Raw genomic sequence first — 13430 nt, 5'->3', positions numbered from 1 at the left:
GATTAACCCTCGACACGCAGCATGTAGTAAGCCTTGTTGATCATCCCGCGATTCTCGGGAGTATCCTGGACTTCTACAGTGTGACCGATGCGACGCAGACCCAGACCCTTAACGCACAGTTTGTGGTTAGGGATGCGGCCGGTCATGCTTTTGATCAGCGTAACTTTTACGGTAGCCATGATCACAGGATCTCCGCTGCAGTTTTGCCGCGCTTGGCAGCAATGGACTCAGGGGATTGCATAGCTTTCAGACCCTTGAAAGTGGCGTGAACCACGTTTACAGGGTTAGTCGAGCCGTAGCACTTGGCCAGAACGTTCTGAACGCCAGCAACTTCGAGGACAGCACGCATAGCGCCGCCAGCGATGATACCGGTACCTTCAGAAGCAGGCTGCATGTACACCTTCGAAGCGCCATGAGCGGACTTCATTGCGTACTGCAGAGTAGTACCGTTCAGGTCTACCTGGATCATGTTGCGACGAGCAGCTTCCATTGCCTTCTGGATTGCAGCAGGCACTTCACGCGACTTGCCGCGGCCGAAGCCAACGCGACCCTTGCCATCACCTACCACGGTCAACGCGGTGAAAGTGAAGATACGGCCGCCTTTAACGGTTTTGGCTACGCGGTTAACTTGAACCAGCTTCTCGATGTAGCCTTCGTCGCGCTTTTGGTCGTTATTTGACATAACTTAGAACTCCAGCCCAGCTTCACGAGCAGCATCAGCCAGCGCCTTGACGCGGCCGTGGTACTTGAAGCCAGAGCGGTCGAAAGCCACCTGCGAGACGCCAGCGGCTTTAGCACGCGTAGCGACCAGCTGGCCAACCTTAGTGGCCGCGTCGATGTTGCCGGTAGCACCATCACGCAGTTCTTTATCCAAAGTCGAGGCACTTGCCAGGACTTTGTTGCCGTCGGCCGAAATGACCTGGGCGTAGATGTGCTGCGACGAGCGGAACACGCAGAGACGCACGACTTCGAGTTCGTGCATTTTCAGGCGTGCTTTGCGAGCGCGACGCAGACGAGTAACTTTTTTGTCGGTCATTTGCTATGCCCTACTTCTTCTTGGCTTCTTTACGACGGACGACTTCGTCCGCGTAGCGCACACCTTTGCCTTTGTACGGCTCTGGTGGACGGAAGTCGCGGATCTCGGCGGCCACTTGACCTACCAGTTGCTTATCGATGCCCTTGATCAGGATATCGGTCTGGCTAGGAGTCTCAGCGGTGATGCCTTCCGGCAGTTCGTAATCCACTGGGTGCGAGAAGCCAAGGGCCAGGTTCAAAACCGTGCCTTTTGCTTGCGCTTTGTAACCAACACCGACCAGCTGGAGCTTGCGCTCAAAGCCTTGGCTTACGCCCTGGACCATGTTGTTTACCAACGCACGCGTGGTACCGGCCATTGCGCGAGTTTGTTGATCGCCATTGCGAGCAGCGAAACGCAGCTCACCCGCTTCTTCAACGATCTCAACGGACGAATGGATGTTCAGTTCAAGAGTACCCTTGGCACCCTTCACCGAAAGCTGTTGGCCTGCGAATTTGACTTCGACACCGGCTGGCAGCTTAACGGGGTTCTTAGCGACGCGAGACATGCTTATCCCCCCTTAGAACACAGTGCAAAGAACTTCGCCGCCGACACCGGCAGCGCGCGCAGCACGATCCGTCATCACACCTTTGTTGGTGGAGACGATAGACACGCCGAGACCGCCACGAACTTTCGGCAGTTCCTCAACGGACTTGTACTGACGCAGGCCTGGACGGCTAACGCGCTTCACTTCCTCGATGACCGGACGGCCTTCGAAGTACTTCAGCTCGATGGACAGCAGAGGTTTGATTTCGCTGCTGATCTGATAACCCGCAATGTAACCTTCGTCCTTCAGGACTTTGGCAACAGCTACCTTCAACGAGGAAGATGGCATGCTTACGACGGACTTTTCAGCCATCTGGGCATTACGGATACGAGTTAGCATGTCCGCTAACGGGTCCTGCATACTCATGGGCTAGACGCTCCTAATACAAAAAAATTAGCCTTGCGGCTACATATGTCGCCGAGAATCTCCGGGCATAAAAACACGGGCTCAGGCGAGCCGGGTATTCTAGACATACTCCGGAAATGAAACAAGCCCCAAAAGGGGCTTGTTCCAGATTCAAGGCCACCAGTGGTCAGTCTCTTGCGATCCCGACCACCAGGACTTTGACAGTACTTACCAGCTGGCTTTAACCAGACCCGGTACGTCACCACGCATTGCAGCTTCACGCAGTTTGTTACGGCCAAGGCCGAACTTGCGGTAAACGCCGTGTGGACGACCGGTCAGGCGGCAGCGGTTACGCATGCGCGAAGCGCTTGCGTCACGTGGCTGCTTCTGCAGGGCAACTGTTGCTTCCCAACGCGCTTCTGGACTTGCGTTCAGATCCACGATGATCGCTTTCAGTGCTGCACGCTTCTTGGCGTACTTGGCAACCGTGAGCTGACGCTTCAGCTCGCGGTTTTTCATGCTCTTCTTGGCCATTTTCCTACTCCAATCAGTTGCGGAACGGGAATTTGAAAGCACGCAGCAGAGCGCGGCCTTCATCATCGTTCTTGGCAGTGGTGGTCAGGGTGATGTCCAGACCGCGGAGAGCATCGATCTTGTCGTAGTCGATTTCCGGGAAAATGATCTGCTCTTTCACGCCCATGCTGTAGTTGCCACGACCATCGAAGGACTTGGCATTCAGGCCGCGGAAGTCGCGAACCCGAGGCAGGGAGATCGACAGCAGACGATCCAGGAATTCGTACATACGCTCACGGCGCAGGGTCACTTTGACGCCGATCGGCCAACCTTCACGGACTTTAAAGCCAGCGATGGATTTGCGAGCGTAGGTCACAACGACTTTCTGGCCGGTGATCTTTTCCAGGTCAGCAACAGCGTGCTCGATGACTTTTTTGTCACCGATCGCTTCGCCCAGACCCATGTTCAGGGTGATTTTGGTAACGCGCGGAACTTCCATCACGTTGCCAAGCTTCAGGTCTTCCTTCAGCTTGGGAGCGATTTCCTTCCGGTAAATCTCTTGTAGTCGTGCCATGGTCTTCTACCTAGCAGTGTTCAAGCATCAACCGCTTTTTGGGTCGACTTGAAGACACGAATTTTCTTGCCGTCTTCTACTTTGAAACCAACGCGGTCAGCCTTGTTGGTTTCGCCGTTGAAAATGGCAACGTTGGAAGCGTGCAGTGGCGCTTCTTTCTCGACGATACCGCCCTGTACGCCCGACATCGGGTTAGGCTTGGTATGACGCTTGACCAGGTTCAGACCACCAACGACCAGACGGTCATCAGCAAGAACCTTCAGCACCTTACCGCGCTTACCTTTGTCTTTGCCGGCGATCACGATGATCTCGTCGTCACGACGAATCTTTTGCATGTCGGATCTCCTTACAGCACTTCTGGGGCGAGCGAGACGATCTTCATGAACTTCTCGTTGCGAAGTTCACGGGTCACTGGCCCAAAGATACGGGTGCCGATCGGCTCTTGCTTGTTGTTCAACAGAACAGCAGCGTTGCCATCAAAGCGGATAATGGAGCCATCAGCACGGCGAACACCGTGACGAGTGCGGACTACAACAGCAGTCATCACTTGGCCTTTTTTCACCTTACCGCGAGGAATTGCTTCCTTCACGGTAACTTTGATGATGTCACCGATACCAGCGTAACGACGATGGGAGCCACCCAGCACCTTGATGCACATAACGCGGCGAGCGCCGCTGTTATCGGCCACATCGAGCATGGATTGAGTCTGAATCATATAATTTCTCCGACCCCTAGTCCTTAGACTTCCACAGCGCGTTCGAGAACATCAACCAGCGCCCAAGACTTGGTCTTGGCCAGCGGACGAGTTTCACGAATAGTGACTTTGTCGCCGATGTGGCACTGATTGGTTTCGTCGTGCGCGTGCAGCTTAGTCGAACGCTTAACATATTTACCGTAGATCGGGTGCTTAACGCGACGCTCGATCAGAACGGTGATGGTTTTGTCCATCTTGTCGCTGACAACACGGCCAGTCAGCGTACGGACAGTTTTTTCGGCTTCAGCCATGATCACTTACCTGCCTGCTGGTTGAGCACAGTCTTCACGCGAGCAATGTCACGCTTAACTTGCGAGAGCAGATGAGACTGCCCCAACTGGCCAGTTGCTTTCTGCATACGCAGATTGAACTGGTCGCGCAGCAGGCCGAGCAGTTGCTCGTTCAGCTGCTGTGCGGATTTTTCACGAAGTTCATTCGCTTTCATCACATCACCGTCCGTTTAACAAAGGAGGTGGCGAGCGGCAGCTTTGCAGCAGCCAGGGCGAAAGCCTCACGCGCCAGCTCTTCAGAAACACCCTCGATTTCATACAGGACTTTGCCTGGCTGAATCTGGGCAACCCAGTATTCGACGTTACCCTTACCTTTACCCATCCGAACTTCGAGTGGCTTCTTGGAAATAGGCTTGTCCGGGAATACACGGATCCAGATCTTGCCGCCACGTTTAACGTGACGGGTCAGAGCACGACGCGCTGACTCGATCTGACGAGCGGTGAGACGACCACGAGCTACAGACTTCAACGCGAACTCGCCGAAGCTGACTTTGCTACCGCGCTGAGCCAGACCACGGTTGTGGCCGGTCATCTGCTTGCGGAACTTCGTACGCTTAGGTTGCAACATTTGGCGTACCCCTTACTTAGCAGCTTTTTTACGAGGCGCTGGTGCTTGTGGTTTCAGTTCTTCTTGGCGACCACCAATTACTTCGCCTTTGAAAATCCAAACCTTCACACCGATCACACCGTAAGTGGTGTGAGCTTCGTAGTTGGCATAGTCGATGTCGGCACGCAGGGTGTGCAATGGCACACGACCTTCGCGATACCATTCAGTACGTGCGATTTCAGCACCGCCGAGACGACCGCTCACTTGGATTTTGATGCCTTTGGCACCAATGCGCATGGCGTTCTGTACTGCGCGCTTCATAGCGCGACGGAACATTACACGACGCTCCAGCTGCTGAGCTACGCTCTGCGCAACCAGCATACCGTCGAGCTCCGGCTTACGGATCTCTTCGATATTGATGTGCACAGGCACACCCATTTGCTTGGTCAGGTCCTGACGCAGTTTTTCAACATCTTCACCTTTCTTCCCGATAACGATACCTGGACGAGCGGTGTGGATGGTGATGCGTGCAGTTTGAGCCGGACGATGGATATCGATACGGCTTACGGACGCGCTTTTTAGTTTGTCTTGGAGATACTCACGCACCTTCAGATCTGCGAACAAGTAGTCCGCATAAGTCCGACCGTCTGCGTACCAGACGGAGGTGTGCTCCTTGACGATTCCCAGGCGAATGCCAATGGGATGTACTTTCTGACCCATCTCTTCGACTCCGTTACTTGTCAGCAACCTTGACAGTGATATGGCAAGACCGCTTGACGATGCGATCAGCACGGCCTTTGGCACGTGGCATGATGCGCTTCAGCGAACGCCCTTCGTTGACGAAAACGGTGCTGACCTTCAGGTCATCAACGTCGGCGCCTTCGTTATGCTCGGCGTTGGCTACGGCCGACTCCAGCACTTTTTTCATGATCTCGGCGGCTTTCTTACTGCTGAAAGCCAACAGGTTGAGCGCTTCGCCCACCTTCTTCCCGCGGATCTGGTCGGCGACCAAGCGGGCTTTCTGGGCGGAGATTCGAGCGCCCGACAACTTAGCGGCTACTTCCATTTCCTTACCCCTTAACGCTTGGCTTTCTTGTCAGCCACGTGCCCACGATAGTTGCGGGTACCGGCAAACTCGCCCAGTTTGTGGCCGACCATGTCTTCGTTAACGAGAACGGGGACGTGCTGACGACCGTTGTGTACTGCGATGGTCAGACCGACCATTTGTGGCAGGATCATCGAACGACGCGACCAGGTCTTAACTGGTTTGCGATCGTTCTTTTCCGCCGCCACTTCGATCTTCTTCAGTAGGTGAAGATCAATAAAAGGACCTTTTTTCAGAGAACGTGGCACTGTCGTATCCCTCTATTTACTTGCGACGACGGACGATCATTTTGTCGGTACGCTTATTACCACGAGTCTTCGCGCCCTTAGTCGGGAAGCCCCATGGCGATACCGGATGACGACCACCAGAGGTACGACCTTCACCACCACCGTGTGGGTGGTCAACCGGGTTCATGGCAACACCACGAACGGTTGGGCGAACGCCACGCCAGCGTTTGGCACCAGCTTTACCCAGCGAACGCAGGCTGTGCTCGGAGTTCGAGACTTCGCCCAGGGTCGCGCGGCATTCAGCCAGCACTTTACGCATCTCACCAGAACGCAGACGCAGGGTCACGTAGACACCTTCACGAGCGATCAGCTGAGCCGAAGCACCAGCGGAACGAGCGATTTGCGCGCCTTTACCTGGCTTCAATTCGATGCCGTGTACGGTGCTACCAACTGGAATGTTGCGCAGCTGCAGAGCGTTGCCCGGCTTGATCGGCGCCAAAGCACCTGCGATCAGCTGGTCGCCAGCGCTCACGCCTTTAGGGGCGATGATGTAGCGACGCTCGCCATCTGCGTACAGCAGCAGAGCGATGTGAGCAGTACGGTTTGGATCGTATTCGATACGCTCGACAGTGGCAGCGATGCCATCTTTGTCGTTACGACGGAAGTCGACCAGACGATAATGCTGCTTATGGCCACCACCAACGTGACGGGTGGTAATACGACCATTGTTGTTACGACCACCAGACTTCGATTTTTTCTCGAGCAGCGGTGCGTGAGGAGCGCCTTTATGCAGCTCCTGGTTGACCACCTTGACCACAAAACGGCGGCCAGGGGAAGTCGGTTTGCATTTAACGATTGCCATGATGCACCCCTTCCTTACTCAGCACTGCTGCTGAAATCGAGATCTTGGCCTGGCTGAAGGGAGATAACTGCCTTCTTCCAGTCATTACGCTTGCCCAGACCGCGAGCAGTACGCTTGCTCTTACCCAGAACATTCAGGGTAGTCACACGCTCTACTTTCACGCTGAACAGGCTTTCGACGGCCTTCTTGATTTCCAGCTTGGTTGCGTCAGTTGCAACCTTGAAAACGAACTGGCCTTTCTTGTCAGCCAGAACCGTAGCCTTTTCGGAAACGTGCGGGCCAAGCAGAACTTTAAATACGCGTTCCTGGTTCATCCCAGCAGCTCCTCGAATTTCTTCACGGCCGACACGGTGATCAACACCTTGTCGTATGCGATCAGACTAACTGGATCGGAACCTTGCACGTCACGTACATCAACGTGTGGCAGGTTACGAGCAGCCAGGTACAGGTTCTGATCAACAGCTTCAGACACGATCAGGACGTCAGTCAGGCCCATGCCGTTCAGCTTGTTCAGCAGATCTTTGGTTTTCGGCGCTTCAACAGCGAAGTCCTGAACCACGACCAGACGATCAGTACGCACGAGTTCAGCAAGGATGGAGCGCAGAGCTGCGCGGTACATCTTCTTGTTGAGCTTCTGAGTGTGATCCTGTGGACGAGCTGCGAAAGTGGTACCGCCGCCACGCCAGATTGGGCTACGGATAGTACCGGCACGAGCACGGCCAGTACCTTTCTGACGCCAAGGGCGCTTACCGCCACCACGTACGTCGGAACGGGTCTTTTGCTGCTTGCTACCTTGACGGCCGCCGGCCATGTAGGCCACGACTGCTTGGTGAACCAGCGTCTCGTTGAATTCGCCGCCAAATGTCAGTTCGGAAACTTCGATCGCTTGAGCGTCATTTACGTTTAATTGCATGTCAGCTTCCCCTTAACCGCGAGCCTTGGCCGCTGGACGTACAACCAGGTTGCCGCCAGTAGCGCCAGGAACAGCACCCTTGACCAACAACAGATTGCGTTCAGCGTCGACGCGCACTACTTCGAGGGACTGCACGGTCACGCGCTCAGCGCCCATATGACCGGACATTTTTTTGCCCTTGAATACACGACCAGGAGTCTGGCACTGGCCAATAGAGCCCGGGACGCGGTGGGAAACGGAGTTACCGTGAGTGTTGTCTTGGCCACGGAAATTCCAACGCTTGATCGTACCCTGGAAGCCTTTACCTTTGGACTGACCGGTTACATCAACCAGTTGACCAGCAGCGAAGATCTCAGCGTTGATCAGATCGCCAGCTTGGTACTCGCCTTCTTCAAGACGGAATTCCAGCACGGTACGACCAGCTGCAACGTTTGCTTTAGCGAAGTGACCCGCCTGAGCAGCTGTTACACGCGAAGCGCGACGCTCGCCGACAGTGACTTGCACTGCACGATAGCCATCGGTTTCTTCAGTTTTGAACTGGGTGACGCGATTCGGCTCGATCTCAATGACCGTGACCGGAATGGAGACACCTTCTTCGGTGAAAATACGGGTCATACCGCATTTACGACCGACTACACCAATAGTCATGTTGTAAACCTCATGAGTGTACGGGGCTTTCACCCGCTATGGCCGCCCATTTCAGAGCGTTACACGACTAAGACCGAGTCTTAGCCGAGGCTGATCTGCACTTCCACACCGGCCGCAAGATCAAGCTTCATAAGTGCATCAACGGTTTTATCCGTTGGCTGGACGATGTCCAGAACGCGCTTATGAGTACGGATCTCGTACTGGTCACGCGCGTCTTTGTTGACGTGCGGGGAGACCAGAACGGTGAACCGCTCTTTACGGGTAGGCAGTGGAATTGGACCACGCACTTGAGCACCAGTACGTTTCGCGGTTTCCACGATTTCCTGGGTGGATTGGTCGATCAGGCGATGGTCGAAAGCCTTCAACCTGATACGGATTTGCTGATTTTGCATTGGATTTCAGACTCCGGCTGCTATTCCCACCGGGCGCAATGCACCCGTTAAAAGGAGGCGCAATTCTATAGACGCCCCAGATAGGTGTCAACCCAATAAAAAAGCCCCCGCTAAGCGGGGGCCTTTTCAAAACATCAAAGCGAACTCAAAAGAGAGCTTACTCGATGATTTTAGCCACAACGCCTGCACCAACGGTACGGCCGCCTTCACGGATAGCGAAGCGCAGACCGTCTTCCATTGCGATGGTTTTGATCAGGGTAACAGTCATTTGAATGTTATCGCCTGGCATTACCATTTCAACGCCTTCTGGCAGTTCGCAGTTACCGGTCACGTCAGTAGTACGGAAGTAGAACTGTGGACGGTAGCCTTTGAAGAACGGAGTGTGACGACCGCCTTCTTCTTTGCTCAGAACGTAAACTTCTGCGGTGAACTTGGTGTGCGGCTTAACCGAACCCGGCTTAACCAGAACTTGGCCACGCTCAACGTCGTCACGCTTGGTACCACGCAGCAGAACGCCGCAGTTCTCGCCAGCACGACCTTCGTCGAGCAGTTTGCGGAACATTTCAACACCGGTGCAGGTGGTGGTGGTGGTGTCACGCAGACCAACGATTTCCAGAGCATCTTGAACGCGAACGATACCGCGCTCGATACGACCAGTCACAACAGTACCGCGACCGGAGATCGAGAATACGTCTTCGATTGGCATCAGGAATGGCTTGTCGGTCAGACGAACTGGCTCTGGGATGTAGCTGTCCAGAGTTTCAACCAGTTTACGAACGGCAGTGGTGCCCATTTCGTTGTCGTCTTTGCCTTCCAGCGCCATACGAGCGGAACCGATGATGATTGGAGTGTCATCACCTGGGAAGTCGTAAGTGCTCAGCAGATCGCGCACTTCCATCTCAACCAGTTCCAGCAGCTCAGCGTCGTCTACCAGGTCAGCCTTGTTCAGGAAAACCACGATGTACGGAACGCCTACCTGACGGGACAGCAGGATGTGCTCACGAGTTTGTGGCATCGGACCATCGGCGGCCGAGCAAACCAGGATCGCGCCGTCCATCTGGGCAGCACCAGTGATCATGTTCTTCACGTAGTCAGCGTGACCTGGGCAGTCAACGTGAGCGTAGTGACGAATAGTCGAGTTGTACTCAACGTGCGCGGTGTTGATGGTGATACCACGAGCTTTTTCTTCTGGTGCGCTGTCGATCTTGTCGAAGTCAACACGAGCCGAACCGAAAACTTCGGAGCAGACGCGAGTCAGAGCAGCGGTCAGAGTGGTTTTACCGTGGTCAACGTGGCCGATGGTGCCAACGTTTACGTGTGGTAGGGAACGATCAAATTTTTCTTTAGCCACGACAATTAACTCCTTGCCTAAAGGACTGAATCAGCCTTGTTTTTTGGATACAGTTTCAGCGATGTGCGCCGGAGCTGTGTTGTATTTTTTGAATTCCATAGAGTAGCTTGCGCGACCCTGGGACATGGAGCGAACGTCGGTCGCATAACCGAACATCTCACCCAACGGAACCTCGGCGCGGATTACTTTGCCGGAAACCGTGTCTTCCATACCCAAGATCATGCCGCGACGACGGTTAAGGTCGCCCATGACATCACCCATATAGTCTTCAGGTGTAACAACTTCTACCGCCATGATTGGCTCAAGCAACTCACCACCGCCCTTCTGGGCCAGTTGCTTGGTTGCCATGGAAGCAGCCACCTTAAACGCCATCTCGTTGGAGTCGACGTCGTGGTAAGAACCGTCAAAAACGGTTGCTTTCAGGCCGATCAGCGGATAGCCGGCAACAACACCGTTCTTCATCTGCTCTTCGATACCCTTCTGGATAGCAGGGATGTATTCCTTAGGAACAACACCACCTACTACTTCGTTCACGAATTGCAGACCTTCCTGACCTTCGTCAGCAGGAGCAAAACGGATCCAGCAGTGACCGAACTGACCACGACCGCCGGACTGACGAACGAACTTGCCTTCGATTTCGCAGTTCTTCGTGATGCGCTCACGATAGGAAACCTGAGGCTTACCGATGTTGGCTTCGACGTTGAACTCACGGCGCATCCGGTCAACCAGGATGTCCAGGTGCAACTCGCCCATGCCGGAGATGATCGTCTGACCAGTCTCTTCATCAGTTTTGACACGGAAAGATGGATCTTCCTGAGCAAGCTTGCCCAGAGCGATACCCATTTTTTCCTGGTCGTCCTTGGTCTTAGGCTCTACGGCAACCGAAATAACCGGCTCCGGGAAGTCCATGCGAACCAGGATGATTGGTTTGGCAGCGTCGCACAAAGTCTCACCGGTGGTGACGTCCTTCATGCCGATCAGGGCCGCGATGTCACCAGCGCGCACTTCCTTGATCTCTTCACGGGCGTTTGCGTGCATTTGCACCATACGACCCACACGCTCTTTCTTGCCCTTGACCGAGTTGATCACGCCGTCGCCGGATGCCAACACGCCCGAGTAAACACGGACGAAGGTCAGAGTACCCACGAATGGGTCGGTAGCGATCTTGAACGCCAGCGCCGAGAACGGCTCGCTATCGTCAGCATGACGCTCCATCTCTTCTTCCTCGTTATCAGGGTTGGAACCCTTGATAGCAGGAATGTCGGTTGGAGCAGGCAGGAAGTCGATAACGGCGTCGAGAACCAGGGGAACGCCCTTGTTCTTGAAGGAAGAACCGCAAACAGCCAGAACGATCTCGCCGGCGATAGTACGCTGACGCAGAGCGGCCTTGATTTCCACGTTGGTGAGTTCTTCACCTTCGAGGTACTTGTTCATCAGCTCTTCGCTGGCTTCGGCAGCAGCCTCAACCATGTTGTTGCGCCACTCGTCAGCCAGTTCCTGCAGCTCAGCAGGGATAGGCTTACGAACAGGAACCATACCTTTGTCGGAATCGTTCCAGTAGACCGCTTCCATGTTGATCAGATCGATCTGACCCTGGAAGTTGTCTTCGGAACCGATAGCCAACTGGATTGGCACCGGGGTGTGACCCAGACGCTGCTTGATCTGACCGATCACGCGCAGGAAGTTGGCACCAGCACGGTCCATCTTGTTTACGTAAACAAGACGTGGAACACCGTACTTGTTAGCTTGACGCCATACGGTTTCCGACTGAGGCTCAACGCCCGAAGTACCGCAGAACACAACGACAGCGCCGTCGAGTACACGCAGGGAACGCTCAACTTCAATGGTGAAGTCTACGTGGCCCGGGGTATCGATTACGTTGAAGCGGTGCTCGTCCTTGTACTGCTTCTCGGAACCTTTCCAGAAGGCGGTAATAGCAGCAGAAGTAATGGTAATACCACGCTCCTGCTCCTGAACCATCCAGTCTGTGGTCGCGGCGCCATCATGCACCTCGCCCATTTTGTGACTCTTGCCGGTGTAAAACAGCACGCGCTCGGTGGTGGTGGTTTTACCAGCATCCACGTGAGCAACGATACCGATGTTACGGTAGCGGCTAATCGGAGTAGTACGAGCCATAAAGCCCTCGCAAAATTAGTGAAGCTGGATTTAGAAGCGGTAGTGCGAGAAAGCTTTGTTAGCTTCAGCCATACGGTGCACGTCTTCACGCTTCTTAACAGCAGCACCTTTACCTTCAGCAGCGTCCAACAGCTCGCCGGCCAAACGCAGAGCCATAGACTTCTCGCCACGCTTACGGGCGAAGTCTACCAACCAGCGCATTGCCAGAGCGTTACGACGGGACGGACGAACTTCAACCGGAACCTGGTAAGTAGCACCGCCTACACGGCGCGACTTCACTTCGACCAGCGGAGCGATGGCGTCGAGAGCTTTCTCGAAGATTTCCAGGGGGTCGCTGTTCTTACGCTCTTTAACCTTTTCCAGCGCGCCATAAACGATACGCTCGGCAACGGCTTTTTTACCGCTTTCCATCACGTGGTTCATGAACTTGGCCAGGATCTGGCTTCCGTATTTTGGATCGTCAAGCACTTCGCGCTTGGCTGCTACGCGTCTTCTTGGCATGGATAAGCCCTCAAACGGTCTTCAGGTTCGCTCGGAATCGTGCCCCTTGCAGGGCGCCTCCGACCTTACTCTTATCGACTCAGAAAATAAGATGATTCAGTTTTACAAAAAGCCGCGACTACTTAGGCTTCTTGGTACCGTACTTCGAACGACCCTGGTTACGACCTTTAACACCGGAAGTATCCAAGGAGCCGCGAACGGTGTGGTAACGCACACCTGGCAAGTCTTTTACACGACCGCCACGGATCAGTACCACGCTGTGTTCTTGCAGGTTGTGGCCTTCACCGCCGATGTACGAGGAAACCTCGAAACCGTTGGTCAGGCGCACACGGCATACTTTACGCAGTGCCGAGTTAGGTTTTTTCGGCGTAGTGGTATACACACGGGTGCATACGCCACGACGTTGCGGGCAGTTCTGCAGCGCAGGCACGTCGGATTTCTCGACGATACGCTTACGCGGCTGACGTACCAGCTGGTTGATAGTTGCCATCTACTAGCTCCACTGTTGTCTTGCGACGCTATTGTCTTGCAAGAAAAGCAAAATGGCAGGAATGAATTCCCGCCAAATTTAGGGGTACAAGAGTCTAAAGAGGATCTTGCCCCTAGTCAAGGCAAGGCCCCGACCTCCCCTTTCACCGAATCCCGACATTACT

24 protein-coding genes are annotated in these 13430 nt (G+C 54.5%); all 24 read right to left on the bottom strand.

Annotation, left to right across the window (positions count from 1 at the left end):
- Positions 1-2: 2 nt before the first annotated feature.
- Positions 3-179, bottom strand: a complete 177-nt coding sequence (gene rpmD / locus ACW9H9_RS19675; RefSeq protein WP_003176408.1) for a 50S ribosomal protein L30 — start codon at positions 177-179, stop codon at positions 3-5.
- 2 nt (positions 180-181) lie between these two features.
- A complete protein-coding gene (rpsE, locus tag ACW9H9_RS19670; RefSeq protein WP_010443918.1) occupies positions 182-682 on the bottom strand; it encodes a 30S ribosomal protein S5 in 501 nt (166 codons plus the stop codon).
- Between the two features lie 3 nt (positions 683-685).
- Positions 686-1036, bottom strand: coding sequence for a 50S ribosomal protein L18 (gene rplR / locus ACW9H9_RS19665; protein ID WP_003186037.1), 351 nt, complete (start codon positions 1034-1036; stop codon positions 686-688).
- A 10-nt stretch (positions 1037-1046) separates the two neighbouring features.
- Positions 1047-1580, bottom strand: coding sequence for a 50S ribosomal protein L6 (gene rplF, locus ACW9H9_RS19660; RefSeq protein WP_003176412.1), 534 nt, complete (start codon positions 1578-1580; stop codon positions 1047-1049).
- 12 nt (positions 1581-1592) lie between these two features.
- On the bottom strand, positions 1593-1985 hold the full coding sequence (rpsH, locus tag ACW9H9_RS19655; protein WP_457344826.1) for a 30S ribosomal protein S8: 393 nt from the start codon (positions 1983-1985) through the stop codon (positions 1593-1595).
- Positions 1986-2192: 207 nt separating this feature from the next.
- Entirely contained in the window at positions 2193-2498 is a 306-nt protein-coding gene (gene rpsN / locus ACW9H9_RS19650) for a 30S ribosomal protein S14 (RefSeq protein WP_027617689.1), read from the bottom strand.
- A 13-nt stretch (positions 2499-2511) separates the two neighbouring features.
- Entirely contained in the window at positions 2512-3051 is a 540-nt protein-coding gene (rplE, locus tag ACW9H9_RS19645) for a 50S ribosomal protein L5 (protein ID WP_457344827.1), read from the bottom strand.
- Between the two features lie 20 nt (positions 3052-3071).
- On the bottom strand, positions 3072-3386 hold the full coding sequence (rplX, locus tag ACW9H9_RS19640; RefSeq protein ID WP_007896770.1) for a 50S ribosomal protein L24: 315 nt from the start codon (positions 3384-3386) through the stop codon (positions 3072-3074).
- Positions 3387-3397: 11 nt separating this feature from the next.
- Positions 3398-3766 (bottom strand): 50S ribosomal protein L14, encoded by a 369-nt coding sequence (rplN, locus tag ACW9H9_RS19635; RefSeq protein WP_011063774.1) that lies wholly within the window; start codon positions 3764-3766, stop codon positions 3398-3400.
- 23 nt (positions 3767-3789) lie between these two features.
- Positions 3790-4056: a 30S ribosomal protein S17 gene (rpsQ, locus tag ACW9H9_RS19630; protein WP_003176419.1), complete on the bottom strand. Its 267-nt coding sequence runs from the start codon at positions 4054-4056 to the stop codon at positions 3790-3792.
- Between the two features lie 2 nt (positions 4057-4058).
- A complete protein-coding gene (gene rpmC / locus ACW9H9_RS19625) occupies positions 4059-4250 on the bottom strand; it encodes a 50S ribosomal protein L29 (RefSeq protein ID WP_002555481.1) in 192 nt (63 codons plus the stop codon).
- Complete coding sequence (gene rplP / locus ACW9H9_RS19620) at positions 4250-4663, bottom strand: 50S ribosomal protein L16 (protein ID WP_003176421.1); 414 nt, start codon at positions 4661-4663, stop codon at positions 4250-4252. The genes rpmC and rplP overlap by 1 nt, the downstream gene beginning before the upstream one ends.
- Positions 4664-4675: 12 nt before the next feature.
- Positions 4676-5362 carry a 30S ribosomal protein S3 gene (gene rpsC, locus ACW9H9_RS19615; RefSeq protein ID WP_003176422.1) on the bottom strand — a complete coding sequence of 229 codons (687 nt, stop codon included), beginning with the start codon at positions 5360-5362 and terminating at the stop codon, positions 4676-4678.
- Positions 5363-5375: 13 nt separating this feature from the next.
- On the bottom strand, positions 5376-5708 hold the full coding sequence (gene rplV, locus ACW9H9_RS19610; protein WP_003103908.1) for a 50S ribosomal protein L22: 333 nt from the start codon (positions 5706-5708) through the stop codon (positions 5376-5378).
- 11 nt (positions 5709-5719) lie between these two features.
- A complete protein-coding gene (rpsS, locus tag ACW9H9_RS19605; RefSeq protein WP_085585806.1) occupies positions 5720-5995 on the bottom strand; it encodes a 30S ribosomal protein S19 in 276 nt (91 codons plus the stop codon).
- Positions 5996-6011: 16 nt separating this feature from the next.
- Positions 6012-6836 (bottom strand): 50S ribosomal protein L2, encoded by an 825-nt coding sequence (gene rplB, locus ACW9H9_RS19600; protein WP_007924198.1) that lies wholly within the window; start codon positions 6834-6836, stop codon positions 6012-6014.
- Between the two features lie 14 nt (positions 6837-6850).
- The gene (gene rplW / locus ACW9H9_RS19595) at positions 6851-7150 is read right to left on the bottom strand and encodes a 50S ribosomal protein L23 (RefSeq protein WP_002555488.1); all 300 of its coding nucleotides are present in this window, start codon (positions 7148-7150) and stop codon (positions 6851-6853) included.
- A complete protein-coding gene (rplD, locus tag ACW9H9_RS19590; protein ID WP_003210082.1) occupies positions 7147-7749 on the bottom strand; it encodes a 50S ribosomal protein L4 in 603 nt (200 codons plus the stop codon). The genes rplW and rplD overlap by 4 nt, the downstream gene beginning before the upstream one ends.
- 12 nt (positions 7750-7761) lie before the next feature.
- Positions 7762-8397, bottom strand: coding sequence for a 50S ribosomal protein L3 (gene rplC, locus ACW9H9_RS19585; RefSeq protein WP_019409902.1), 636 nt, complete (start codon positions 8395-8397; stop codon positions 7762-7764).
- 80 nt (positions 8398-8477) lie between these two features.
- Complete coding sequence (gene rpsJ, locus ACW9H9_RS19580; RefSeq protein WP_003186070.1) at positions 8478-8789, bottom strand: 30S ribosomal protein S10; 312 nt, start codon at positions 8787-8789, stop codon at positions 8478-8480.
- Positions 8790-8946: 157 nt separating this feature from the next.
- The gene (gene tuf, locus ACW9H9_RS19575) at positions 8947-10140 is read right to left on the bottom strand and encodes an elongation factor Tu (protein WP_457344828.1); all 1194 of its coding nucleotides are present in this window, start codon (positions 10138-10140) and stop codon (positions 8947-8949) included.
- 30 nt (positions 10141-10170) lie between these two features.
- Positions 10171-12276, bottom strand: coding sequence for an elongation factor G (fusA, locus tag ACW9H9_RS19570; protein WP_192299101.1), 2106 nt, complete (start codon positions 12274-12276; stop codon positions 10171-10173).
- Between the two features lie 30 nt (positions 12277-12306).
- Positions 12307-12777 (bottom strand): 30S ribosomal protein S7, encoded by a 471-nt coding sequence (gene rpsG / locus ACW9H9_RS19565; protein ID WP_002555493.1) that lies wholly within the window; start codon positions 12775-12777, stop codon positions 12307-12309.
- A gap of 118 nt (positions 12778-12895) precedes the next feature.
- Positions 12896-13267 carry a 30S ribosomal protein S12 gene (gene rpsL / locus ACW9H9_RS19560; protein ID WP_002555494.1) on the bottom strand — a complete coding sequence of 124 codons (372 nt, stop codon included), beginning with the start codon at positions 13265-13267 and terminating at the stop codon, positions 12896-12898.
- Between the last annotated feature and the right edge of the window lie 163 nt (positions 13268-13430).

The organism is Pseudomonas sp. SDO5215_S409 (assembly GCF_054071325.1).
This window is presented reverse-complemented; position numbering and strand designations above follow the sequence as displayed.